Source organism: Clostridium sp. DL-VIII (assembly GCF_000230835.1).
In the GTDB taxonomy this organism is placed as follows: Bacteria; Bacillota; Clostridia; order Clostridiales; family Clostridiaceae; genus Clostridium.
In genome coordinates, this window is the sequence record NZ_CM001240.1 from 1,240,761 (window position 1) to 1,267,676 (window position 26,916).

Below are 26,916 nucleotides of genomic sequence, written 5' to 3' on the forward strand. Positions count from 1 at the left end.
TTTTATTTATACTTTTTTCTATAATTAGAAGGAGTGATTTTTAAATTTTTCATAAATACTCGACTAAGGTAAAAGCCATTATCATAGCCACATTTGGAAGCAATACATTCTAGTGTGTCATCTGTTCTTAGCAATAATACCTGAGCTCTTCTTAAGCGTAGAGAAGTCACATATTCTATTGGAGTCGTCCCAATACATTTCTTAAATCTTCTTGTGAATTGTACAGAACTAAGTCCTAATGAATCAGATAAATCTTTAATTTTAATTGAATTATAAGCATTTTTATTTAGATATTTAAGAGAGTAATTTATAAGTTCATCTTGAACGAAGTTCTTAGGAAAATTACCGAATTGTGTCTCTATATAATAAAGTTTAATAATGTCACTTATTAATGAGTTTTTCCATTGATTTAGCTCTTTATTATTGTTATGACAAAATAGCTTTAAGTAATAATATGTATTATTAAGTCTTTTTAGATCAGAGACCGATATTTTACCAACAGGAAAAGAGCTTACATCATCTTGATTATGTATTGAAAAATTTATGAAGTGAAAAGTCAACTCATTTATAACCTTTCTTTTGAAAATCATGCCAGGAGGGCAAATAATAATATCTCCAAACTTCCCCAATCCTTTATGAGATGAGATTTCAAAATCACATTCACCATCTTCAATAGCATATAACACCCAATTAGAATCTATATCTTCATCCAGTAAAAAATGCTCTTTCTTATCCCAGAAAATATGTTGATTAATAGTTATATTTAAATTATTTAACGCAAACATTTTGTAAATCCCCCCTAAAGAACAAAAAAGTATATAGAAATTATAAAGAAATAAAGTTAAAATGTAAACATTTTAATTTTGATTTATATTATTTAGTTAAATTAAGAAAAGTTCTAGTTCCTATATGAAATAAAGTATATGGAAATGATATGTTAGTGAATTCAAAAAATAAGCGTGTTGATATATTATAGAAATATAATCAGTGAGGATGAGATAAGAAAAATAATGTATAATCTTGTTTAATGCTGGTTATGGAGAACTATACAATGCATTGTAAACATTTAAATAAAAGTTAGTTAAAGCATAAAAGTAAATTAATCTGTCTATAAAGGGAGCGCGTTATGGATTACAAAAATGTAAAAAAAGATATAACTATAATAGGAGGCGGATTAGCAGGTGTATGTGCTGCAATTTCTGCTGCTAGAAATGGAAAAACTGTCTCACTAATTCAAAATCGTAGCGTTTTAGGTGGAAACTCTAGTAGTGAAATTCGTGTATGGGTTTGTGGAGCAACTAAGCATGGTATTAATAGATATGCTAGGGAAACAGGAATCATGGGAGAATTGTTCTTAGAAAATCAATATCGAAATCCAGATGGGAATTCCTATATATGGGATTTATTGCTACTAGAGAAAGTAAAGGATGAAGAAAATATTTCATTATTTTTAAATACAGAAGTGTCAGAGTTGGATGTAGTTGAGGTGGAAAGAGAAAATGAAATAAAATCTGTAATAGGATGGACTGTTGGATCAGAAATAAAGACTAAATTTGAAAGCGATATATATTTGGATTGTTCAGGGGATGGCTTAGTTGGGGCATTGGCAGGAGCTAAATATAATATTGGAAGAGAATCACGCCATGAGTTTAATGAGTTATTAGCACCTGAAAAGGCTGATAAGATTTTATTAGGAAGCACTATATTATTTTACACTAAAGATGTTGGACACACAGTTAGATTTGTACCGCCTAATTTTGCAAAAGATATTAGTAAAACTAGTATTCCTAAAAATAGAGTTATAAAATGCAGCGATTCTGGATGTTGTTATTGGTGGATAGAACTAGGGGGAGAAATAGATATTGTTAAAAATAATGAAATCATAAGGGATGAATTATGGGCATTAGTTTATGGAATATGGGATTATATAAAAAATTCAGGAAATTATGATGCTGATAATCTAACATTGGAATGGGTTGGATCAATACCAGGTAAGAGAGAGTACAGAAGATTTATTGGAGATTATGTCTTAAATCAAAATGATATTATTAATCAGACTGAATTTGAGGATAGGATTGCATTTGGCGGATGGTCAATTGATCTTCATCCTGAAAAGGGAATATATGAAGAAAGTAGTGGCTCAAGAAATATACAAGCAGATGGCATTTTTCACATTCCATTCCGTTCCACTTATTCTGTAAACGTATCAAATCTGATGTTTGCCGGAAGAAATATTAGTGCATCACATATAGCTTTTGGAGCAACTAGGGTTATGGCTACTTGTGCAACTATAGGTGAAGCAGTTGGAGCAGCAGCAGTCCTATGCGTTGATAAGAAAATCAAACCAAGAGATGTGTATAAGAAATATATCACGAAATTACAGCAAATGTTATTAAAACAGGATGGATCTATTATAGGAATAAAAAATCAGGATGAAGAGGATAAAGCTCAATTTTCATCGGTAAAAGCATCTGGTTATCTAAAAAAAATAGAAATCAATAATTCAGAAGCTGAGTATAATTTGATTACTGATATTGGTATATTATTTCCAATCGAAGGAGAGATAGATGATATAGAAATATTAGTTTCAAGTTTAGAAGAAACTAATTTGGAAGTCGAACTTTGGAATACAGGCAGGGCTGAAAACTATATCCCTAAGAGTCTTGAAAAGAGTGCGAAGATAAGGTTACAACAAGGAAAAAATCAATGGATTAAAACTGGTTTAGACTTAAAATCAGAAATAGGGAAAAATATATTTTTAATTGTAAGAGCTAATGATAAAGTATCAGTACATTTATCTTATAAACCATTAACAGGAGTACTTTCCTTTACTAAAAAAGCAATAGAAAATACAAATTTAGATGATTATATAGGAGCAAACCCAATTGTTGAATGGTCAATGAAGGATATGGTTAGAAAAGAATTTTGCTTTAAGATTAATGGGGAAACAGATATATATTCTCCTGATAAAATCATAGATGGTTATCTAAGACCTTATGGGGGTTCACATATGTGGGTATCTGATGAAATAAGAGATAGTAATCAATGGATTGAGCTTGATTGGGAAAATAATATCGAAATTAATGAAATTCATATTACTTTTAATGACGATGTAAATGAAGATCTTATAAATCTTCATCATCACTACACTGATTTTTCGGTGATACCTGAGTTAGTAAAAGATTATAAGATTGATATATGGGAAGATAATCAATGGAAAACTATTATAGTTAAAAAAGATAACCGTAAGAGAAAACAAATATTTAAGGATTTAAAGGGAATTTCAACAAATAAATTGAGAATTATTATTGAATCCACAAATGGCAGTCAAAGGGCTGAACTTGTAGAAGTAAGAGTTTATTGACAAAATAACTTACTCACATATAAGGAGGAATAGAATATGAATATTAACGGAAATCATGAAATTAATGGGGTTCAAGAGAAACCTACTAAAATCAGGTACTTTGTATTAGCTTTAATATTTATGAATATAGTAATAAACTACATGGATCGTTCTAATATATCTGTAGCAGCATCACATATGTCAAAAGATTTACAATTATCAACTGTTCAAATGGGATTAATATTTTCAGCATTTGGCTGGGTATATGCAGCATTACAAATACCTAGTGGATATTTAGTTGATAAATTTAAACCACGTGCTGTATATGCCTGCAGCTTATTTATATGGTCACTGGCTACATTATTGCAAAGCCTTGTTGGTGGTTTCGGTTCATTATTAGGATTACGTTTATCTATAGGATGCTTTGAAGCACCAGTAATGCCAGCTAGCAATAAAGTTGCGTCGAGCTGGTTTCCAACAAATGAACGCGCATCTGCCATTGCAATATATTCATCAGCACAATTTGTTGGATTAGCGTTTGTAAGTCCATTGTTATTTATACTAGAAGATAAGTTCGGGTGGAAATTTTTGTTTATACTAACAGGAGTAGTGGGCATAGCATGGTCTATAGTGTGGTATGCTTTATATAGAGATCCAAACAAAAGTAAACGTATAAATGATGCTGAATTAAATTATATAAAAGATGGAGGGGCCATAATAGAGGCAGATGCAAGTTTAACTTCTGTTAAACCTAAAACACAATTTAAATTTAGTGATTTAAAGATGATGTTTTCTAATAGAAAGTTGATAGGAATATATATTGGACAATTTACTATATCATCAACATTTTGGTTTTTCTTAACTTGGTTCCCAACTTATCTTGTAGAATACAGACATTTAAGTTTTATAAAATCTGGTTTTGTATCATCAGTCCCATATTTAGCAGCATTTTGCGGAGTTTTAGTTTCAGGCTTTGTATCAGATAATCTTATAAAAAGAGGGGTTTCTATGGGCGTAGCAAGAAAAACTCCGATAATAATAGGGTTATTATTAACAACTACTATAATAGGAGCTAATTTTGTTGACAGTACTCCATTAATAGTAATGTTTATGGCTATAGCATTCTTTGGAAATGGACTAGCTACTATTACCTGGGTGTTTGTATCATTATTAGCACCTAAAAATTTAGTGGGTTTAGCTGGTGGTGTATTTAATTGTACAGGAGCCTTATCCTCAATAGTAATTCCAATTGTTATTGGTATAATTGTATCAGGCGGAAACTTTACCCCAGCAATAGCATTGATAGGAATTTTAGCATTAATAGGTGCGTTGTCCTATATATTTATTGTTGGAAAAATAGAAGAAGAAAACTAAATTAAAAAAGTATATTTATAAAATTAACTCAAGATAAAAGTTAATGCTTTAATATTATTGCATTAGCTTTTTTTATTATTATTTGTAGATTTGAACGAAAATTTATATATATATATAAGTTCTAAATAATATGATTCATTCTTTATAGAGCTACTTGGTTAGTAATAACTGAACTGAGAGGTTAAATTAGATATTTATGAACTAATTTTTTTAGAACCTATATAATAAATACAATTTTAAATAACTTTATATTTAAATTGACACATGTTATATCGATTTTGCGGAATAATATTCTAGAAGCTATTTAAAGCATTAGTAAACACGAAGTTTTAGATGCATAAAAGTGGAGGGAAATATTATGAAGAAAAAATATAATGGATTATCTGCCTGGCAGATTACAATGATGGCACTTGGAAGCATTATAGGAGGGTCATTTTTTCTTGGCTCATCTGTGGCTATAAATGCAGCAGGGCCTGCTATTATAATATCGTACATATTAGGAGGATTCATGGTGTATTTTATATTATACGCTTTATCGGAAATGACTGTGGCTAATCCTGATTCAGGATCTTTCAGAACTTTTGCAACCCAAGCTTTTGGACCAGGAATGGGATTTGTTGTAGGCTGGGTTTATTGGGTTGGAATGATACTTTCAATGTCTAGTGAGGCTACAGCTGTGTCCATTTTGTTACAGGAATGGATTCCAAGCATATCAATAGCCATTGGTGGTACTATTATAATAATAGGTGTAACGTTGCTCAATCTTTTAGGGGCAGACAAATTAAGTAAGCTCACAAGTGGACTTTCTGCAATAAAATTAATAACTATAATTTCTTTCATAATTATATCATTATTATTAGTTACAGGAATAATTTCAGGAAGAGCAGCTGTTGGGGCAGGAGAATTAATGCGTGAACCTCTAATACCAGGGGGAACAGGAGGCATTGCCGGAAGCATGCTCATAGTTGTTTTTGCTTATGCGGGGTTTGAAATAATTGGGCTCGCAGCTTCAGAAGCATATAATCCTAAGGAAACAATTCCTAAAGCAATTAATTATACGGTCATAACTCTTGTTGGTTTATATATACTTTATATTGCGGCATTACTACCATTAATTCCCACTTCGGAGCTTAATGAAGACATAAGTCCCATGGTAGCAGCACTTAATAGATGGGGAATTACATGGGTAGGTAATATTATAAATTTGGTACTTATTACAGCTATACTTTCTGCATCTCTTGCATCTATGTTTGGAATCGCAAGAATGCTAAGATCTCTTGCAGATGAAGGAGATGCTCCGAAGTGGTTGAAAGATAAAGGAGATATTCCTTATAAGGCAATATTAGTTTCAGGTTTTTCTATGCTTTTAGGTTTAGGCTTTGGATTATTATTCCCTAGAATATACCTATTCTTAATAAGCTCTGGTGGATTTGCATTACTGTTTACCTATGCAGTAATTATGGCAACTCATATACGCTTCCGTAAAAGAAATGGATGTCCGCCAGATGGAAAGTGCCAAATGCCTGGGTATCCATACACATCTTGGATCGGTCTAATAAGTATGATAATTGTTATTTTTAGTATGCCTCTTATTCCTGATCAGGCTCCAGCACTTATAGTGGGATTGCTAATGGTAGCATTTTTTTCATTAATTTATATGGGAATGAATTTCTTAAATAATTCGACTAAAAATACATACATGAAGATAAATAATAGAAAATATAAATCTAAGTTTTCAACAGAATTTTCGGAAGAGTTAATGGATGGTAATCATGAAGAAAAGAGTAGCAAAACATGTAAAGAAGAATGTGATACCTGCAATAAGAAGTAATTTTAAATAAAATCTAAATTTATAAAGTAATATATTTTTAGAATTATAAATACTTAAAAATGGGACTGTAAAATTAAGAAAATCACTCATAATACATTGTATTGAAATTTGAAAATCTAATTAAATGTATTGTAGTTTTTCTTCTTTATATAATAGTCCTATTTTTCTTCCATAAGTAAGAAGTATATTAATTTTTAGAAAATATTATTATTTAAACACAGCAAGGCTTGAATTCTATCGTCTGCAGTAATATTGGAGTTTATTCTCTCGCGTTGTACTTATAGAATACTCATATATTCGTTTATTAGTTAAATAACCTATGTTTTCAATTTGCATAACAATAGATTCATTAGGTAAATCTAATAACTGACTTTTATATTCATTTAATTTAACAGGACTCACAGTTCTAATACCATGGCTTATTTTATAATCATATTGAGATTCAATATAAGAAAGAAGACTTGCCGTACAATCCATAGCAGTAAGATTAGGAAATAGAGAATAAGGCATATAAATTTCCTCCATATGAATAGGACGTGAGTCTATATAGCGGACTCTTTTTATAAGCCAAACCTTAGAAGTTTGTTCAATTTGGAGCAATTCACTAAGTTTAGCCGAAGCTTTAATTAATTCAAATTCTTTAACCTCTGATTTAATATTTTCTGAATTAAAATAATCTGATAGAGAAGATAAAAAAAGAATACTATTATTATAATGAGTGATATCACTGACAAAGGTTGAACCATCATCAGTTTTAAATAAATATCCTCGCTCAATTAAGTGTCCAATTGCCTTTCTTACGGTGTGCCTATTACATTCATATTTGATTGATAATTGGGTTTCAGAAGGAATACGAGAGGCTATTTCAATTTTTCTTGATGTAATCTTTTCTATTAAGTCATTAATAATATAATCGCTTTTCAATTTTAACCTCCAAATAATAAGCTTAATAATTAAAAACATTATAACATAGCTTCAAAATTTCTTGTATAGACAGGTAATGAAAGTTGAATTTAGTGAGTTTACAATTAATATAAGATTTAGATTTTGTGAATAAGAGGAGGAACTACTGTGAAGGAAGAAAAAGTTAAAATAATTCCAAGAGGATTTCTATGGGGAAGTGCAGTTACGTCATTTCAGAGTGAAGGAGCTTCAAAAGAAGGAGGCAAAGGAATTTCTATAGTTGATGAGAGAGAAGTAAAAGAAGGTTTTTCTAATTGGGAAATAGCTGTTGATTTTTATCATAGGTATAAGGAAGATATTGCATTATTTAAAGAATTGGGCATTAATAGTTATCGTACAAGCATTTCGTGGACTAGAATCATTCCTGATGGCGAAGGTGAAGTAAATGAAGAAGGTTTAAGATTTTACCACGATTTATTTGATGAATTAATAGCTAATGGAATAGAGCCAGTTATTACTCTTTATCATTTTGATTTACCACAAGCTTTGGCTGAAAAATATAATGGGTTTGCATCAAGAAAAGTTGTAGATTTGTTTGAAAGATATGTAAAAGTTGTATTTGAAAGTTTTAAGGATAAAGTTAAATATTGGATAACCTTTAATGAGCAGAATTTAGTACTTGTTCGTCCACAATTATGGGGTGTGACAATAACAAATGCAGTGGATAGAGAAGCACTATCTTATCAGGTATGTCACAATGTTTTTATAGCTCATGCTAAAGCTTCGAAGCTCTTACATGAAATAATTCCAGATGGTAAAATGGGCGGGATGGTTACTTATATGACAACATATCCAGCAACCTGTAAACCGGAAGATGCATTAGCAAATTTAAAGTTTAAAGAGTTTTTTAATGATTTATACTTTGATGTATTTACTTATGGAGAATATCCATCGTATGTAACAAGTGATTGGGAAAGGAAAAATATAAAGCCAGTATTTGAAGATGGGGATGTAGAGCTCTTAAAAGAAAATACAGTTGATTATTTGAGTTTCAGTTATTATCAAAGTACAATTGTAGAAAACTATGGAGAAGAAGATAATGATATTATGAAAGGCGTTAGTCCAAATCCGCTATTAAAGAAAAATGAATGGGGATGGGCTGTTGACCCCATAGGTTTTAGAATAGCTTTAAAAGATATATATGCAAAATATAAAATGCCGATTTTTGTAACAGAAAATGGGATTGGTGTAAAAGAGGAATTGAATGAAAATAACACAGTAGAAGATGATTATAGAATAGAGTATTTAAAAACACACATTGAGCAAATGAAGCTTGCAATAGAAGAAGGTGTAGATGTCATAGGCTATTTAACTTGGGGATGTACTGATATTTTAAGCTCTCAAGGCGAAATGAAAAAAAGATATGGATTTATATTTGTCAATCGTGATGAAACTGATATGAGAGATTTAAAAAGATATAAGAAAAAAAGCTTTGAATGGTTTAAAAATGTAATTGCCACAAATGGAGGAAGTTTATAGAAATACGTATATAAAATAGATTCATAGCTTGCAACATATATTTTTGATATATGTTGCAAGTTACAATATATATATTAAAGCAATGTATTGGACAGTGATGACTATATATAGTTCTTCATAAATAAACAACTCATAAATTTAGCTTATATTATATAATAATTATTTATTTAAGCTAAACTTTTTGTGTATGTTATTTCGATAAGCTACAACATAAGTCTAAGTTTAAAGCTGGATAACCATAGTTTTATCTTAACGTATAAAGTTAGTAGCAACTCTAGGTTCTTTTTCTGGTAATGAGACTCCAGCCTTTTTTCCTGCTTCTATAGATTTTAGAAGCCATGCCATGTTTCTACCTAAAACTCTCATAGTTTGCATTCCCTCTAAATCCTGCCTTACTTCTTCAGGAGTATTTCCATGAACCATATTCCAGTATTGTGAAGATACAACTGGCATATTAGAAATTGTGAAATACTTATTTAATTGATCAAAAGCAGCAGTTGATCCACCACGACGGCAGCTTACGATTGCAGCACCAGGTTTTAATTGGAATGTACTTCCTCCAGCAAAGAATGCTCTATCTAAAAATGATGTGATTGCACCAGATGGAGCTGCATAATGGACAGGTGAACCAAATATAAAGCCATCAGCCTCTTTAGCCTTTTCTAAAAAAGCATTTACAACATCATCGTTAAATACACATTTACCATCTCCATTTTTATGACAGCCTCCGCAACCTGCACATCCACGTATAGGCTTATTTCCAAGATGGAAAATTTCTGTTTCAATATTTTCTTTTTCTAATTCATTAGTTATTTCGCTCAAAGCAGTATAAGTACATCCTTGAGCTTTTGGACTACCATTAATAAGTAATACTTTCATTTAAAATCTCACCTCATTATAATTTAAGATTTTTAGGCATATGAAAATAAATAACAAGTCTAAAGTTGCCGTGAATATTTTGCATCAGGCAAGGAAATAAATTGCTCTTATAGTAAGCCTATTAGGTCAATTTACCGATAAGCAGATAAGCAAGGGTACAAATCTTTGATTTCGCTACTTGAATTTAGTTAATTCGCTTATGAGTTAACATCCCTATAAAAATGATTTTGTGTGAATCGGTTAGTTAAGTAGACATCTCAAATCTATGATTATGATTTGATGAGGGTCGCTTATTCTGAGAGTACTCAGGGAGTATATCCGAGTCGGGCTTCCTTTATGATGGAAAATAGACCGGCAAGTTGACTTGGTATTTATTTGATTATGCCTTAAATTCTTGTTATTACTAATATACAGTAATTAAATAGAAAAAGATAGAGTTTTAACGGGGTATAATGGCCACATTAAAAATTATTTGTTCTTAAAATTGGTGTATTTGCTTTTAAATCTTGTATATTTTTCTATAACAGACGGCTTTATAACTAGAATGGAAGTATAAATTTTCAATTTTATCAATAATTATATTATATGAAATAAGTATATGGATTGTTTATTTTGTGGAAAGAAAAAATGAGGAGAAGTAAAGGTTGAAATATAAAACTCTACGTACCAAGAAAGAGACAATAATTATAGGAGGGTTTACTATGTGCTTAGCAGTTCCCGGGAAAGTTTTAAGTTTAGATGGATTTAAAGGAGTTATAGAAATAGGCAGTATTAGAAGAGAAGTTTTCATGCATTTAATTCCAGATGCAAAAATTGGACAATATGTTCTTGTTCATGCAGGCTGTGGAATAGAAACGATCGATGAGGAAGAAGCAGAAAAAACTCTAGAATTAATAAAGGAGTTATCAGATAATGAAATTTGTTGACGAGTTTAGAAATGGAGAATATGCTAAAAGCCTCGTAAAATTGCTGCAAAATATAACAGATGAAAAGATAAATATCATGGAAGTCTGTGGTACACATACTAGGGCTATATTTAGATATGGTATAAGAGATATACTACCAGGCAATATAAAGGTAATATCTGGACCAGGATGTCCGGTATGTGTTACTCCTCAAAGTTATATTGATACTTCTTTAGGACTGACTTCAAATAAAGATGTCATAATTGCGACCTTTGGAGATATGATAAGAGTGCCAGGAAGAGAGACTTCTTTAATGAAAAGAAAAGCAGAAGGTGCGGATATCAGAATTGTATATTCACCGATGGATGCATTAACGCTTGCAGAAAACAATTCATCAAAAAAAGTAGTATTTCTTTCAGTTGGATTTGAAACAACAACGCCAATGACAGCAATAACTGCCATAGAGGCAAGGAAGGAAGGAATAAAAAACTTATTTTTCTTGACAGCTAATAAGATTGTTCCTCCTGCAATGAAAGCTCTTGTAGAGGATAAAGAAATCAATATAGATGGATTTTTACTTCCAGGACATGTTAGTGCTGTTATAGGTAAAAGACCATATGAATTTTTAAGCGATGAATATAACATTCCTGGAGTAATAACTGGTTTTGAGCCTTTAGACATACTTAAGAGCTTAAATACACTTATAAATATGATAGATAAAAGGGATTATAAAATAGTGAATGAGTATAAAAGAATAGTAAGAGATGATGGAAATTCAGAGGCTTTAGAATATTTAGATAAAGTTTTTGAAATAACTAAAAGTACATGGAGAGGAATAGGCACTATTCCTAATAGTGGATATAAGATTAATAAGGAATACGAAGATTTTGATGCTATAAAGCATTTTGACATAAACTATAAAGATTATGATGGAAGTCCAGGCTGTAGGTGTGGTGACATACTTAAAGGAAAGATAACTCCTTTTGAATGTCCATTGTTTAGAAAAGCCTGCACGCCAGAGAATCCAGTAGGTTCCTGTATGGTATCCTCAGAAGGTACCTGCGCAGCTTACTATAGGTATAGTTCTTAAGCAGAGAACCCAAATCTATGATTTGGCGTGAATCGCTTACTCAGCGAACGAACGTGAGTCGAGTTTCATCTAGAGCTTGTTCCATTTACTGCTTGTCACGAACTTGTTTCGGGAGCATGTAGAAATGGATGCATGTTCACATTTAGAACTTTTCAGCGAAAATTTCACAAGTCCTGTGGAATAAAAATGTATGTGATTTCGGTAAGCTACCACATAAATTTAGTTTTCAAGTTGGATATCTATATAACAGTAAACTTACTCTTGGGGGTGTATAAATAATGGATAATAAAATATTATTAAGTCATGGCAGCGGAGGAAAACAAACAAACAATTTAATTAATGATTTGTTTTTAAAGTATTTTAATAATGAAATAATAAATGAAATGAATGATTCAGCGCAGTTTGCCTTAAATAGCAGTAAAATTGCTTTTACCACTGATTCTTTCGTAGTTAAACCTATGTTTTTTAATGGTGGAAATATTGGAAAGCTTGCAGTTTGTGGTACAGTAAATGATTTAGCCATGAGTGGAGCTAAGCCTTTGTATTTAACAAGTGCATTTATGATAGAAGAAGGCTTTGAATTAGAAAAACTAGAACTTATTGTGAAATCTATGACGGAAGCAGCAAAAGAAGCAGGAGTTCAAATTATTGCGGGAGACACTAAAGTGGTTGAAAAAGGCGGTGTGAATGGAGTATTTATCAATACTTCAGGAATAGGGACGATTTATGAAAATACAAATATTAAAGCAAGCAATGCCAAGGCTGGCGATGTAGTTATTGTAAATGGAACATTAGGAGATCACGGAATGACTATTATGTGCCAGCGAAGTGGAATAGACATACAAGGAGATTTAAAAAGCGATTGTGCACCTTTAAATTCTCTTGTAGATTCCATGATTGAAGTATGTTCTGATATCCATGTGTTAAGAGATGCTACAAGAGGCGGTGTTGCAGCGGTATTAAATGAAATTGCAGAGACAAGCCAAGTATCTATTGAATTAGACGAAAATTCAATTCCTATAAGTGAAGAAGTGAAAGGAAGCTGTGAGCTTTTAGGTTTAGATCCTTTATATGTTGCAAATGAAGGCAAGCTGTGTTGTTTTGTCCCAGAGGCTTATGCAAGTTATGTGCTTGGAGTAATGAGAAAGCATTCACTTGGGGTTAATGCAGCGATTATTGGGAAAGTAGTAGAACAATCATCACAAAAGGTTTATTTAAAAACTATTATAGGTGGAAAAAGAATAGTAGATATGCCTTCAGGAGAGCAATTGCCTAGAATTTGTTAGGATATCGATGAACAATATATAATGTAAGGCACATGAACTTGCTATTTATTTGATTGTGCTTAAGCATATTTAATAGACAGATAAGGGATTAAGCAATGCATCATAAAATTAAAAAAACAAGTATATATCTTGAGGTATGAACTATACTCATATTTTACAGAAATATGAAAAAATTTTTGAAAGGCTAAAAGGAAAATCTCTGAATTTTTATTGATTGAAGGTGTTATTATTAAGAGATTATTTTTAAAAGTTGAAGGAATTGTACAAGGCGTGGGATTTAGGCCTTTTGTTTATAAGCAGGCGATTTCACTAGAACTGAAAGGATGGATAAATAACAATTCAGAAGGAGTATACATCGATATAGAAGGACAAGAAGATAATTTAAACACATTTATTAATAATCTTAAATTCAAAAAGCCTCCCTTAGCTAAAATAGACAACATAATTGTAAATAAAAAAGAGCTTTTTAATTATGAAAATTTTGAAATAAGAGAAAGCGAAAGCAAAAAAGAAAAGTTAACTTTAATTTCTCCAGACATAGCTGTTTGTGAAGAATGTATTAAGGATATTAACGATCCATCCAATAGAAGATATAAATATCCTTTTACTAACTGTACAAATTGTGGTCCAAGATTTTCAATAATAAAAGCTATTCCATATGATAGAGCCAATACAACCATGAAAAAATTTGTTATGTGCAGAGAATGCCAGGAGGAATACATAGATCCAGTTAATAGAAGATTTCATGCCCAGCCTAATGTTTGTAAGGAGTGTGGACCTAAGCTTTGGATTGAAGATACTTATGGAGTGGAGATTAAAGTTGATGATGTATTGAAATGGACAAGACAAAAGCTTAAAGAAGGTAAAATTTTTGCAATTAAAGGTCTTGGAGGATTTCATTTAGTTTGTGATGCTGAAAATGAGGAAGGAGTGAGGCTGCTAAGAAGTAGAAAAAAAAGGCCTGACAAAGCCTTTGCGGTTATGGTAAGGAATATAAAGACAGTAAAAAAATACTGCCATGTAAATGAAGAAGAAGAAAAAATCCTTACAGGTTCAAAAAAGCCTATAGTAATACTAGGACAGATTGATAACTACAATTTATCACAGTACATAGCACCAAATCAAAAAACTTTAGGGGTAATGCTTCCATATACTCCTTTGCATTATTTATTGTTTGAGGATAGCGTAAAGGTTTTAGTTATGACAAGTGCAAATATTAATAGTTTACCTTTAGAATATAAAAATGAAAGTGCAGTTAAGAAGTTAACTGAGATTGCAGATTATTTTCTACTACATAATAGAGATATTCATATGCCAATAGATGATTCAGTAGTACGGATGATAAATAATGAAGTTTATATGATAAGAAGAGCAAGAGGATATGTACCAGAACCTATAAAAATGGAGAATACAAAAGAGATTTTAGCTTGTGGTTCCAATATGAAAAATACTTTTTGTGTAGGAAAAGAAAATAATTTATTTTTAAGTCAGTATAATGGAGATTTAGAAAATCTGGAGACCTTTGAACATTATGAAAATAATATAGAATATTTTAAGAATATATTTAATTTCGTCCCAAAGTATGTAGCTTGTGATATGCACCCAAGCTATGCTTCAACACAATATGCCTATAATTCAGCAATACCCAAAATTGAGGTTCAGCATCATCATGCACATATTGTAAGCTGCTTAGTAGAAAATAATATAAATAAAAAAGTTATTGGGATTGCTTTTGATGGAACGGGCTATGGAACTGATAAAAAAATATGGGGTGGTGAATTTTTAATCTGTGATAATAAAGAATTCACACGACTTGGATATTTAGATTATGTAAAAATGCCAGGTGGTGAAAAAGCTGTTAAGGAACCTTGGAGGATGGCTGTATCGTATATATATAAGATGTTTGAGTCAAAGATGTGGAGTGAATACAACACAGACCTATCAATTGGAGAAATATTAATTAAATTATATGGTGATAAAGCAGCTAATATTATAGCTGTGCTTGAAGCAGATATTAACTGTCCAGAAACTTCAAGTATGGGACGTTTTTTTGATGCGGCAGCCAGTCTAATTGGAGTTAGAGATAATATTACTTATGAGGGGCAGGCAGCCATAGAACTTGAAAATATTGCGCTAAATAATAGTTTAAGTACTTATGATTATGATATAGTCAAGGAAGAGTTCTATGTTATAAAGCCAGAAAAAATTATTTTAGGTATTATAAAAGATAGATTGTCAGGTAAACAAGCTTCTACTATGTCAGATAAATTTCATAATACAATAATTAGCTTAGCAAAAGATATGTGCAAACTAATTAGAAAAGATACAGGTATTAATGAAGTGGCATTAAGCGGAGGAGTATTTCAAAACTGTATTTTGCTTAAAGGTCTAATAAACGAACTAGAAAATGAAAATTTTAGTGTGTATACAAATAAATTAATACCAACTAATGATAGTGGCGTAGCATTGGGACAAATTGTTATAGCAAATGAAATTTTAAGAAATATATAATTATAAAGATTAATCTATGGACAATATATTATGAGTTAGTATAAATAAGTATAAAGCTGAAAAGAGCATGTTAGGAAATAAGTATATTGTATTTATCATAAAAATTGATATCTATTTAGGGATATCAATTTTTATGACTATATCCCTAAATAGATATTAGTTTATCAAGCTCGTTTAATATATTCATGTAACCATCTGGAGTGTTTAACCATCTCTCAAGAACTATAAAATATTTACAATTATTAGACTTATTTTTTAAATATGTATAAATTATTTGAGACTCATCTATTTCTTCACGGCCAATTTCTATTGGATTCTTTAAATTTTCATTATTAAAGTAAAATGAAATATTGTTTTTTATAATTAGTTTTAACTTTTCTAAATTCAAATCATTCATTGAATATTTTTCACTAAAGAGCATTTTATTGCCGTTAATAAGAAAAAGTTTAATTACGCTATTGTTTAAAGATTCAAGCAAAACAATATTTTTATTTTCCTTTACAAATTTTACAACTTTCACATTATTGATTAAATAATTTACTGCCTGTATATAATCTCTGTATTTAGCAGCTGTTTCAAAGTCAAATTTTTCTGATGCATCAAGCATTTTTAGTTCCAGTTCTTTAAGAATACTTTTATCAGTTCCGTTAAATAAATAGATCAATCTTTTTAATATATCAATATACTGTTTTTTTGAAGTATCATTTAAACACATTCCAATACATAATCCCAAGGAATAATTAATACAGGATGAAGTTTTTTGTAAATTATTATTGCAGATTATTTTAAAGTATTCTCTTATGTTTTGAATAGCCTTCCTTAACGTGTTTTTATTGGTATATGGTCCGAAATAAATACATTCATCGCTACTTTTATGTTCATTGCATATCAATATATCAGGATTTTTTTCGTTAAGGTTTATTCTTATGTAGCAATAAGATTTAGGGCTTTTCATTTGCTTGTTATACGCAGGTTTTATTTTTTTTATTAACTCACATTCAAGTAAAAATGCTTCAAATTCTGTATCAGTAATTATATATTCAAAGTCCTTAAGATTTTGGACTAGTTTTATAACTTTTGGAGAGTGAAATTTTGAATTTTGAAAGTATGAACTAACTCTATTTTTTAAATTCTTAGATTTCCCAACATAAATGACATTTTTGAGAGAATCTTTCATGAGATATACACCAGGGCAGGAAGGTAATATTTTAACTTTTTCTTTTATGTCCACGTAATCTCCTCCATAAGATGATTAATTATTTTACTATTATGATTCTATCATGTGCCTTAATTAATAATTTTATGATATGTGGATTTTTAACAATTAAGTTTGGAACTGGAAATATGACTTTTTATTTTACAAAGTGGCATCTGGTCTTTCAATTAACCATTTCTATATTTTATATGAAGCCATGGACAAGCACCCTTGTCATGATGACAAGTAAACTTGACAATATGTAAAATTAAGGTATAATAATCATTAATAGGAATGGAGTTGATTTTATGAATAAAGAGGATATATTGGAAAGAAACAAGAAAAGTAATATAGATAATGAGGATGAAATGGAACAATATATTAATGGAAAAGCGGGATTAAGTGCAAAATTTATCTTTAGCTTAATAATTTTAGCTTTAGCAATCTTTAAATGTTATAAACATCTTCCAACAGGGGATATATGGACAATTTTTATGGCTTATGTTGCAACTGAATCATTTTACAAATATTATTACTTGAGATATAAAAAACTATTGATATTAGGAAGTTTTTTTAGTATTAGCGGTATGTTTTTTTTATTTCAATTTCTTACTATAACTTGTAAATAGAAAGGGCATTTATGGAGGAAAAATTAATTTTACAGAATCGATTAAAGGTAGCTAGAGCAGAAAAAAATTTATCTCAAGGAGATTTAGCAGAAATGGTTAACGTATCTAGGCAGACAATAAGTTCTATAGAGACAGGACAATTTTGTCCAAGTGCAAAATTGGCATTATTAATATGTATAGCATTAGATAAAAAATTCGAAGAGATGTTTTATTTTGAATAAAAATTATTAAAGTAATGGTTAATATGGAGGTATTAAGAGATGATTAGAAACGATAATAAAGTATTGAATTCAAAGAAAATCACAATTAATAATTCAAGAAAAAATACTAAAGTGCGAATAGTTAAAAAAAATAATATGAATTTCTTTAAAGAATGGATCATACCAGTAATATCAGCAATAGCAGTAGCATTATTAGTAAATAAGTTCATATTTTTTAATGTATATGTACCAACTCCTTCAATGGTGCCAACTATAAATATTAATGATAAGTTTATTGTAACTAAAGTATACAATAAAGAAAATCTTAAGGTTGGTGATATCATAGTTTTTCATTCTAATGAATTTAATGAGAGATTAGTAAAGAGATTAATAGGACTTCCAGGAGATAAAATAGATATAAAAGAAGGGGTCGTATTTAGAAATGGCGAAAAGCTCAATGAAGATTATGTAAAGAATAAAGATGCATTTAATGGAACATATGAAGTGCCACAAGGAAAGTATTTTTTCTTGGGAGATAATCGGCCAGATTCTGCAGATTCAAGACTTTGGAAGAATCCTTATGTGGATGCAGCTGATATTGAAGGAAAAGTTCAATTTAGATATTATCCACTAAAGGATTTTGGAACTGTAAAGTAAAATTAATAAAATATATGACTTTAGATATAAAAGCAACTATAAAAATAAGTAATATCATTCTGTCATTTTTGTGCGCAGTAACTATTTGGAGTTTAACAAATTTACTTATAATTAGAAATAGAAAAGAAAAAACATTAGATCACGTAAAAAGTACTTAGGCACATGAAAAATAGACAAGCATACTTATCTGTTTTTTCATGTGCCTAAAATTTTGATTACTTGTTTTTTGACACTTATACATCAATAATTTACTCTAAAGGTCTAATAAATTTATTTCATTAATTTAACAAGTACAGCCTTTTGAGCATGTAATCTATTTTCAGATTCATCAAAAATTGAATCAGCATGTTCTTCTAAAACTTCAGCAGTGATTTCTTCACCTCTGTGGGCTGGAAGGCAATGGAGTACCATTACGTTTTTATCAGCAGCTTCTAATAATTCTTTATTAATTTGAAAATCCTTAAAAGCCTTAGTTCTTTCAGCAATTTCTTTTTCATGTCCCATGCTTGCCCAGACATCTGTAATTAATACATCAGCATCTTTAGCAGCCTCATATGGAGAAGTAGTTACTGTGAAGTTTACTCCTTCAATTTTAGCAATTTCCTTTGCTCTATTTAAATATTTATCAGATGCCATATATTCTTTTGGAGAAGCAATTGCAAAATTCATTCCAACCTTTAAGCAGCCAATCATTAAAGAATTTGCCATATTGTTTCCATCACCTATAAAAGCGACCTTTAGTCCTTCTAGGATATTTTTATTTTCTCTTATTGTCATTAGGTCTGCTAATACCTGACATGGATGTTCATCATCTGTTAAGCCATTTATAATAGGAATCGATGCATATTTAGCAAGTTTTTCAGCTTCTTCTTGAGAAAAAGTTCTAATCATTATGCCTTGTATGAATCTTGAAAGAGATCTTGCAGTATCTTCAATTGGTTCACCACGTCCAATTTGAAGATCTTTATCAGTCAAGAATAACGAATTACCACCTAGTTGATACATGCCAGTTTCGAAAGAAACTCTAGTCCTAGTAGATGATTTTTCAAATATCATTCCTAAACTCTTACCTTTTAAATGATGATGTTCTATACCATGTTTTTGTTCATATTTTAGTTGATCTGCTAAGTTCAATATATCTAAGATTTCTTCTTTAGAAAGATCATCCATTTTTAATAAATCTTTTTTCATAATAAATGCCTCCAAGCTAATGTACAATAGACAATTAACAATATAGAATTATGGAAGAAATCTTAAAGAAACTTATTAAATGTAAGAAATCAAATTCTAATTGTCAATTGCTAATTCTTAAATTATTAATTATTCTTTTATATTGGATAAAACTTCAAGAATAATATCTATACCAGCCTTTAATTCTTTTTTAGTTATAACAAGTGGTGGAAGAAGTCTTACTGCATCTCTTCCAGCTGTTAATACCAATAAACCTTTTTTCATGGCCTCTTTTTGAACTAGAGCTGGATCACATTTTACTTTTATTCCAATCATTAAGCCTATGCCACGTACATCTTCTACTTGAGGATTTTTAGCTTCTTCAATAAGCTCTTTTACATAAGCACCTCTTTTGGTTATTTTCTCAAGATATTTTTCATTGCAAATTTCATCAAGAACAACTAAAGCGCCAGCGCATACAACAGGATTTGCTCCAAAGGTTGAACCATGATCTCCAGGTTTGAATACATCTGCTACTTTAGATGAACAAAGTATACCACCAATAGGAAGCCCTGCACCAAGACCTTTAGCTACAGAAACTATATCAGCTTCTACATCAAAGTTGTTATAACCAAACATTTTTCCAGTTCTGCCTATACCGCATTGAACTTCGTCAAATATTACAAGCACATCTTTTTCATTACAGATTTTAACTACTTTCTGAACAAATTCTTTATCAAGAGGAATAACTCCACCTTCTCCTTGAATTGCTTCAAGCATTATAGCACAGACATCATCTGAAAGTTTTTCTTTAAAATCTTCTAAGTCATTTGCTTTTACATAATCAAAACCTTCAGTGAAAGGGTAGAAATACTTATGAAATTTTTCTTGGCCAGTTGCTTTTAGCGTAGTTACTGTTCTACCATGGAAGGAATTTATTAGAGTAAGAATTTTATTTCTTCCGTTGCCATATTTGTCATAACTGTACTTCCTAGCTAGTTTAATTGAGCCTTCATTAGCTTCTGCACCAGAGTTAGCAAAAAATACTTTACTCATATTTGCTTTTTCAGTTAATTCTTTAGCAAGCTTTAAGCTTGATTCAGTATAAAATATGTTAGAGGCATGAGCAAGAGTTTTTATCTGCTTACTTGTAGCTTTAACCCATGCTTCATGTCCATATCCTAAACTGCTAACACCAATACCGCTTGTAAAATCCAGATATTTGTTTTCATCCTGGTCATAAAGATATACACCTTCACCGTGAGTAATTGTAAGACCTAGACGACCATAACTGTTTACAACATGCTCTTTTGCTTCATCATAATTATATGACATGAAATCACCCCTTTTTTTAGTTTACAGTTAACGATCTACAGTTAACTGCCTTTGTTAGAAACTCCTTCAGAATTTCTGGAAATTATATTATGTTATATTTTCATTGTATCTCAATTTAACAGGTATTCAAAGTTAACAATTTGCATAAAGAGTCTTAAGGAAATTTAAAAATGTATTTAAGAAATTCCGAAAGAATTTCGGCCTTAACTGTAAAATAGATTTAGTAAATTATAGTTCCAATTCCCTCAGGGGAAAATAATTCTAAAAGGAGAGAGTGAGGTACACGACCATCGAGAATAGTCGATTTTTCAACGCCCATTCGAATTGCTTCCACACAACAATCAATTTTTGGAATCATACCGCCCTTAATTACACCTTCAAGGCATAATTTAGGTATTTGATGTAATCTTAATACACTAATAAGACTGGAAATATCTTTTGGATCTTTCATAACTCCAGGCACATCAGTAAGTAGTATTAATCTTTCAGCTTTAAGTGCAGCTGCGATTTTTGAAGCACAAATATCAGCATTTATGTTATACGGCTTATTGTCATGTTCACCTAAAGCTACGCTTCCAACAACAGGAATATAACCGGAATCCATAGCAATCTTTAAAATCTCAGTATTTACTTGAGTTATCTCACCTACATAACCTAAATCAACCTCAGATTCTAATTTTTTAGCTTTTAGAAGAGAACCATCCATGCCACATAAGCCAATGGCTTTTCCTCCGAATTTTTCTATTAAAGAAACTAAATCTTTATTTACTTTTCCACCAAGAACCATTTGAACTACATCAATAGTAGTTTCATCTGTATATCTTAAGCCATTAATAAATTGACTTTTTTCACCTAATCTATTTAAAAAATCTGAAATATCTGGTCCGCCTCCATGGACTACAACAGGCTGAATTCCAACACATTTCATTAAAATAATATCATTTATAACTGTTTCACGAAGTTCATCGCTCACCATCGCATTTCCACCATATTTTACTACTATGATTTTTCCATAATAGCGTTGAATATAGGGAAGTGCATGAACTAAGACTTCAGCTCTTTCTGTATAATTCAAAATAAACCCCCCATATATTTAGCTTCTGTAGTCTCCATTTATTTTTACGTATTCATAGCTTAGATCGCAGCCCCAAACATAGGCACTATGATCACCTAAGAATAAATCGACCTTGATGATAATTTCATTTTCACTTAAAACTTTTTTTGCTATATCTTCATCGAAAGGTAAGGAACTACCAGCTTCACAAACTTTTATATAACCAGCAGCACTTTCGAAGGAAACATCAACTTTTTCAGGATCAAAGTCAATATTTGCATAGCCAAGTGCACAAAGAATTCGTCCCCAATTTGCATCGCTTCCAAACATTGCTGTTTTAACTAAACTAGAATTAATAACACTTTTACCTAAAGTAACTGCATCTTTTTCACTTTTTGCACCTATTATTTGGCATTCTAATAATTTAGTTGCACCTTCACCATCTTTAGCAATATTCTTAGCCATATGTGTATTTAATTCAGTAAGAACTTTAACAAAAGTATCATAGTTATCATCTTTTTCTGTTATAGTAGGATTCTCAGCCAAACCGTTAGCTAAAATTAATATCATATCATTAGTGCTTGTGTCTCCATCAACACTGACTCTGTTATATGTTACACTAACGCTTGATTTTAGGGCTTCATTTAATAATTCTGGAGAAATGGATAAGTCAGTTGTGAGGAAAGAAAGCATTGTTCCCATATTAGGTTCAATCATTCCAGAGCCTTTTGCCATTGATCCAATTGTTATTTTCTTATCGCCTATATAAAATTCTAAAGCCATTTGCTTTTTGAAGGTATCTGTGGTCATTATGGCAGAAGATGCATCGTTAAAACCTTCTTTAGACAATTTCTCAGTAAGCAGTGGAATGCCATTTTTAATAGCATCTATGTTTAAAGGAACCCCAATAACTCCTGTAGATGCAACTAAAACATCGTCAGTTTTTAAATTTAACTCCTTAGCCTGAAGACTGGTCATTTTTTTTGCTTTTTGTAACCCATCATCGCCATTGCAGGTATTTGCATTACCGCTGTTTATGATTATTGCTTGTGCATTTTTGTTAGTTAGATGCTCTTTTGTAACATAAATAGGAGCACCTTTAACTTTGTTTTTGGTATACATTCCTGCAGCAGCTGCAGGAACTTCTGAATAAATCAAAGCTAGGTCCTTCTTCAGACTGCCTTGTTTTAATCCGCAGTGTACACCAGAAGCTAAAAAACCGTTGGGAGCTGTAACTCCACCATCTATATAATTTATATTCAAATTAATAACCCCCTTTTAACTCTTTAAAATGCTGGTGCAATTAGATTTAATCCATCAGTTTCATCAAAACCTAGAATTATATTCATGTTTTGAATTGCTTGTCCGGCAGCACCTTTAACCATATTATCTATTGTGCTTACAACAATAATTTGGTCTTTTCTATGATTTAAGTGTAATGAAATAAAGCAATCATTCGTTAATCTTACATTTTTAATTGAAGCAGTTTCCCCAAGAGGTAATATATTAACAAATGGTTCATCTTTATAAAAATCTACATATAATTTATGAATTTCTTCAAGATTAACTGTATCTTTTGGAATACAATAAATTGTAGAAAGAATTCCTCTATTAATTGGAAGTAAGTGAGGCGTAAAAGTTACACTTACTTTATCTTCTGCCATAGCAGATAATGTTTCTTCAATTTCAGGCGTATGTCTATGGGCACCAACTTTATATGGTGCGAAAGTTTCATTTTCTTCTGGAAAGTGAGTATTTAAAGTTAAACCTCTTCCAGAACCAGTAGTTCCAGATTTTGAATCACAAATGATGTTATCTAATTTTATCAATGAATTTTTTAAAAGCGGCATTAAGCCAAGTTCAATAGTTGTCGGATAGCAGCCAGGATTCGCAATTAGGGAACAGTTTTTAATTTTTTCCCTATTCAATTCTGGAAGTCCATAAATACTTTCTGAATGGAGAGCGGGCTGTGTAAATTTCTTGCCGTACCACTCTTCATATTCATCTTCACTAGATAATCTGAAATCAGCACCCATATCAATGCAGATTTTATTATTGTCAATAGCCTTTTTCGCAATATCTTCACTTAAGCCATGAGGTAGAGCAGTGAAAATAACATCTGATTTTTCAATTACATCCTCTGCAGTTTTGCAAATCAAATTTGTTTTATTAAAAAAAGTTTTATATACATTACTAATTTCCTGACCTTCAAAAGAAACTGAGCTTAAAGCTGCAACTTCAACTTTAGGATGAGATAATAGTAATCTTAAAAGTTCAGCACCAACATATCCAGTAGCACCGATTATTCCGATCTTAACCATTGTAAATTACCCCCGATATGACAAAGTTAACAATAGATTTGTTATTTTTTTGATTGTGCCTAATTGTTAACTGATTTAAATTCATTAATAAAGTTTTCTAATGCAGAAATTTGCATTTTTACTGATTCTGTAGAAGGACCGCCTATAACTTTACGTTCCTCTACACAAGTCAATAAATCTATTGCGTGGTAAATATCTTCTTCGAAAATAGGAGAGAAGACTTTAAACTCTTCAAGAGATAATTCTTCAATCATCTTATTTTCTTTTATACATGCGAGAACTATTTCTCCAACTACCTCATGAGCATTTCTAAATGGCATTCCTTTTTTTACTAAATAATCAGCTACATCAGTGGCATTAGTAAAACCAAGAGCTGCACCTTTTCTCATGTTATCTTTCTTTACTCTCATAGTCTTAATCATTCCACAAAAAGTTTTAAGTGAAAGGGTAGCAGTATCTATTCCATCAAAAAGAGCTTCCTTGTCTTCCTGCATATCCTTATTATAAGCAAGTGGAATTCCCTTCATAACAGTTAATAAGGTAATAAGATCACCATAAACTCTTCCTGTTTTGCCTCGAACTAGTTCTGCAACATCAGGATTTTTCTTTTGAGGCATGATACTGCTTCCAGTACTATAGCCATCATCGAGTTCAATGAAGCTGAATTCATTAGTACACCAAAGAATTATTTCTTCAGAGAATCTCGATAAGTGCATCATTATAATTGAAAGACAGGATAATGTCTCAATTACATAGTCTCTATCAGAAACAGAATCTAAACTGTTTAAGGTAACTTTTGAAAAACCAAGATCACGTGCAACCGATTCTCTATCAATTGGATAAGTAGAAGTAGCCAATGCTCCAGCACCTAAAGGCATTTCATCCATTCTGTTATAGCAGTCAGTAAGTCTTCCAATATCTCTCTTAAACATTTCAGCATAAGCTAAAATATGATGCGCAAAGGTTATTGGCTGAGCTTTTTGCAAATGAGTATATCCAGGCATTATAGTATTTATATTCTCTTTAGCTTTATCTAGAAGTACTTCTTCCAAAGCTATGATATCTTCGTTTAAAGATATGATTGCTTTCTTTAAATGCAATCTTAAATCTAAAGTTACTTGGTCATTTCTGCTTCTTCCAGTGTGAAGCATTTTTCCATATTCACCTATATAATAGGTTAGGGTACCTTCAACAAAGCTATGAATATCTTCAGAAGTTTGATCGATCTCAATAGCTCCACTATCAATTCTTTTTAATATTTCAAAAAGACCGGAAGTAATTCTGTCGCTGGCTTCCTTTGGAATTATATTTTGTTTTCCAAGCATTGAAGCGTGAGCTAAACTTCCTTCGATATCTTCTTTATACATTCTCTGGTCAACATTTATAGAGGAGTTAAAATCATTAACTAATTTGTCAGTGCCTTTTTTGAATCGTCCGCCCCAAAGCTTCATTATATTTCCTCTTTCTTGACTTTTTCTAGCATCTTAGCTCTTACAACAGTTGGAAGACCGTATAGATTAATGAATCCAGCAGAATCCTTTTGATCGTATACTCCATCTTCTCCAAAGGTTGCATATTCTTCACTGTATAGTGAGTATGGACTAGTCATACCGGCATTGACAACATTTCCTTTATATAATTTTAATTTAATTTCTCCTGTAACTGTTTCTTGAGTTTTAGTAACAAATTCAGATAATGCTTCTCTAAGTGGAGTAAACCATTGTCCGTTATATACTAAATCAGCAAATTTTAAAGCTATTTGTTCTTTATAATGAGCTGTTTCGCGATCAAGGCAAAGTTCTTCTAAATCCTTATGAGCCTTGTAAAGAATAGTTCCGCCTGGAGTTTCATAAACTCCTCTAGATTTCATACCAACAAGTCTGTTTTCAACCATATCAGTAATTCCTACAGCATTTTCTCCGCCAATTTTATTTAATTCATCTAGAAGCTCAACGCTGTTCATTTTCTTTCCATTTAAGCTAACTGCAATTCCTTTTTCAAAATTTAAGGTAATATAAGTTGGTTCATTTGGAGCAGCTTCTAAAGTCTTTGAAAGTTCTAAGATTTTAGCATATTGTGGTTCATTTTCAGGAAATTCTAAATCTAAACCTTCGTGGCTTAAATGCCAAATATTTTTATCTTTACTGTAGTTTGTTTCACGATTGATCTTTAATGGAATATTATTTGCTTCGGCATAATCTATCTCATCTTCTCTTGATTTTATATCCCATATTCTCCATGGAGCAATTATTGGCATACCAGGAGCAAATGCTTTAACAGCCATTTCAAATCTTACTTGATCATTTCCTTTACCTGTACATCCGTGGCAGATTGCATCTGCACCTTCTTTTTTTGCAATCTCAACTAATCTTTTTCCGATTATTGGTCTAGCAAATGAAGTTCCAAGAAGATATTTACCTTCATATATAGCACCAGCTTGAATAGTAGGGAAGATATAATCATCAACAAACTCTTGAGTTAAATCTTCTATATATAATTTTGATGCGCCTGTTTTTATTGCCTTTTCTTCTAAACCGTCTAGTTCATCCTTTTGACCTACATTAGCACATACAGCTATAACTTCACAGCCATAGTTTTCCTTAAGCCATGGAATAATAATTGATGTATCTAACCCCCCAGAATAAGCTAAAACTACCTTGTTGTATTTTGTCATTTTAAAAGCCCTCCTTATAT

At 31.1% G+C, this 26,916-nt stretch carries 22 protein-coding genes; 11 read left to right on the forward strand and 11 right to left on the reverse strand.

Annotated features, from left to right (window positions below; genetic code table 11):
- Positions 1–2: 2 nt before the first annotated feature.
- Positions 3–785 (reverse strand): AraC family transcriptional regulator, encoded by a 783-nt coding sequence (locus tag CDLVIII_RS05700; protein WP_009168478.1) that lies wholly within the window; start codon positions 783–785, stop codon positions 3–5.
- A 341-nt stretch (positions 786–1,126) separates the two neighbouring features.
- Here CDLVIII_RS05700 and CDLVIII_RS05705 point away from each other — a divergent pair, with 341 nt between their 5' ends.
- The 3 genes from CDLVIII_RS05705 (at position 1,127) to CDLVIII_RS05715 (ending at position 6,548) form a co-directional block, all read left to right on the forward strand.
- The gene (locus CDLVIII_RS05705; protein ID WP_009168479.1) at positions 1,127–3,364 is read left to right on the forward strand and encodes an FAD-dependent oxidoreductase; all 2,238 of its coding nucleotides are present in this window, start codon (positions 1,127–1,129) and stop codon (positions 3,362–3,364) included.
- A 36-nt stretch (positions 3,365–3,400) separates the two neighbouring features.
- Positions 3,401–4,717: an MFS transporter gene (locus tag CDLVIII_RS05710; protein ID WP_009168480.1), complete on the forward strand. Its 1,317-nt coding sequence runs from the start codon at positions 3,401–3,403 to the stop codon at positions 4,715–4,717.
- 358 nt (positions 4,718–5,075) lie between these two features.
- The gene (locus tag CDLVIII_RS05715) at positions 5,076–6,548 is read left to right on the forward strand and encodes an amino acid permease (protein WP_009168481.1); all 1,473 of its coding nucleotides are present in this window, start codon (positions 5,076–5,078) and stop codon (positions 6,546–6,548) included.
- 234 nt (positions 6,549–6,782) lie between these two features.
- Here CDLVIII_RS05715 and CDLVIII_RS05720 read toward each other — a convergent pair whose 3' ends face one another.
- Entirely contained in the window at positions 6,783–7,472 is a 690-nt protein-coding gene (locus CDLVIII_RS05720) for a GntR family transcriptional regulator (RefSeq protein WP_009168482.1), read from the reverse strand.
- 147 nt (positions 7,473–7,619) lie between these two features.
- Here CDLVIII_RS05720 and CDLVIII_RS05725 point away from each other — a divergent pair, with 147 nt between their 5' ends.
- The gene (locus CDLVIII_RS05725; RefSeq protein ID WP_009168483.1) at positions 7,620–8,990 is read left to right on the forward strand and encodes a glycoside hydrolase family 1 protein; all 1,371 of its coding nucleotides are present in this window, start codon (positions 7,620–7,622) and stop codon (positions 8,988–8,990) included.
- Between the two features lie 249 nt (positions 8,991–9,239).
- Here the strand turns inward: CDLVIII_RS05725 and CDLVIII_RS05730 are convergent, their stop codons facing one another.
- Entirely contained in the window at positions 9,240–9,869 is a 630-nt protein-coding gene (locus CDLVIII_RS05730) for a flavodoxin family protein (protein WP_009168484.1), read from the reverse strand.
- 701 nt (positions 9,870–10,570) lie between these two features.
- On the opposite strand from CDLVIII_RS05730, the gene CDLVIII_RS05735 reads away from it, so the two are divergent.
- From CDLVIII_RS05735 to hypF, 4 genes are all read left to right on the forward strand, one after another.
- Positions 10,571–10,795: a HypC/HybG/HupF family hydrogenase formation chaperone gene (locus tag CDLVIII_RS05735; RefSeq protein ID WP_035301680.1), complete on the forward strand. Its 225-nt coding sequence runs from the start codon at positions 10,571–10,573 to the stop codon at positions 10,793–10,795.
- The gene (hypD, locus tag CDLVIII_RS05740; RefSeq protein ID WP_009168486.1) at positions 10,782–11,864 is read left to right on the forward strand and encodes a hydrogenase formation protein HypD; all 1,083 of its coding nucleotides are present in this window, start codon (positions 10,782–10,784) and stop codon (positions 11,862–11,864) included. Before CDLVIII_RS05735 ends, hypD begins: the two co-directional genes overlap by 14 nt.
- Positions 11,865–12,142: 278 nt before the next feature.
- Positions 12,143–13,150: a hydrogenase expression/formation protein HypE gene (gene hypE / locus CDLVIII_RS05745; protein ID WP_009168487.1), complete on the forward strand. Its 1,008-nt coding sequence runs from the start codon at positions 12,143–12,145 to the stop codon at positions 13,148–13,150.
- A 228-nt stretch (positions 13,151–13,378) separates the two neighbouring features.
- Positions 13,379–15,661 carry a carbamoyltransferase HypF gene (gene hypF, locus CDLVIII_RS05750; protein ID WP_035302085.1) on the forward strand — a complete coding sequence of 761 codons (2,283 nt, stop codon included), beginning with the start codon at positions 13,379–13,381 and terminating at the stop codon, positions 15,659–15,661.
- 145 nt (positions 15,662–15,806) lie between these two features.
- Here the strand turns inward: hypF and CDLVIII_RS05755 are convergent, their stop codons facing one another.
- Positions 15,807–16,892, reverse strand: coding sequence for a GIY-YIG nuclease family protein (locus CDLVIII_RS05755; protein ID WP_009168489.1), 1,086 nt, complete (start codon positions 16,890–16,892; stop codon positions 15,807–15,809).
- A 272-nt stretch (positions 16,893–17,164) separates the two neighbouring features.
- Here CDLVIII_RS05755 and CDLVIII_RS05760 point away from each other — a divergent pair, with 272 nt between their 5' ends.
- From CDLVIII_RS05760 to lepB, 3 genes are read left to right on the forward strand one after another with little or no spacing between them, the layout of a single operon-like run.
- Positions 17,165–17,485, forward strand: coding sequence for a DUF6442 family protein (locus CDLVIII_RS05760; protein ID WP_009168490.1), 321 nt, complete (start codon positions 17,165–17,167; stop codon positions 17,483–17,485).
- Positions 17,486–17,496: 11 nt separating this feature from the next.
- Positions 17,497–17,706, forward strand: coding sequence for a helix-turn-helix transcriptional regulator (locus CDLVIII_RS05765; RefSeq protein ID WP_009168491.1), 210 nt, complete (start codon positions 17,497–17,499; stop codon positions 17,704–17,706).
- A 42-nt stretch (positions 17,707–17,748) separates the two neighbouring features.
- Positions 17,749–18,342 carry a signal peptidase I gene (gene lepB / locus CDLVIII_RS05770; RefSeq protein WP_144005414.1) on the forward strand — a complete coding sequence of 198 codons (594 nt, stop codon included), beginning with the start codon at positions 17,749–17,751 and terminating at the stop codon, positions 18,340–18,342.
- 270 nt (positions 18,343–18,612) lie between these two features.
- Here lepB and argF read toward each other — a convergent pair whose 3' ends face one another.
- From argF to CDLVIII_RS05805, 7 genes are all read right to left on the reverse strand, one after another.
- Positions 18,613–19,533, reverse strand: coding sequence for an ornithine carbamoyltransferase (argF, locus tag CDLVIII_RS05775; RefSeq protein ID WP_009168493.1), 921 nt, complete (start codon positions 19,531–19,533; stop codon positions 18,613–18,615).
- Positions 19,534–19,662: 129 nt separating this feature from the next.
- On the reverse strand, positions 19,663–20,847 hold the full coding sequence (locus CDLVIII_RS05780; protein ID WP_009168494.1) for an aspartate aminotransferase family protein: 1,185 nt from the start codon (positions 20,845–20,847) through the stop codon (positions 19,663–19,665).
- A 220-nt stretch (positions 20,848–21,067) separates the two neighbouring features.
- The gene (gene argB / locus CDLVIII_RS05785; protein WP_179117672.1) at positions 21,068–21,925 is read right to left on the reverse strand and encodes an acetylglutamate kinase; all 858 of its coding nucleotides are present in this window, start codon (positions 21,923–21,925) and stop codon (positions 21,068–21,070) included.
- 15 nt (positions 21,926–21,940) lie between these two features.
- The gene (gene argJ / locus CDLVIII_RS05790) at positions 21,941–23,164 is read right to left on the reverse strand and encodes a bifunctional glutamate N-acetyltransferase/amino-acid acetyltransferase ArgJ (protein WP_009168496.1); all 1,224 of its coding nucleotides are present in this window, start codon (positions 23,162–23,164) and stop codon (positions 21,941–21,943) included.
- A 23-nt stretch (positions 23,165–23,187) separates the two neighbouring features.
- Positions 23,188–24,222: an N-acetyl-gamma-glutamyl-phosphate reductase gene (argC, locus tag CDLVIII_RS05795; protein ID WP_009168497.1), complete on the reverse strand. Its 1,035-nt coding sequence runs from the start codon at positions 24,220–24,222 to the stop codon at positions 23,188–23,190.
- Between the two features lie 59 nt (positions 24,223–24,281).
- Positions 24,282–25,673, reverse strand: coding sequence for an argininosuccinate lyase (argH, locus tag CDLVIII_RS05800; RefSeq protein WP_009168498.1), 1,392 nt, complete (start codon positions 25,671–25,673; stop codon positions 24,282–24,284).
- Positions 25,673–26,896 carry an argininosuccinate synthase gene (locus CDLVIII_RS05805; RefSeq protein WP_009168499.1) on the reverse strand — a complete coding sequence of 408 codons (1,224 nt, stop codon included), beginning with the start codon at positions 26,894–26,896 and terminating at the stop codon, positions 25,673–25,675. Before CDLVIII_RS05805 ends, argH begins: the two co-directional genes overlap by 1 nt.
- Positions 26,897–26,916 lie beyond the last annotated feature (20 nt).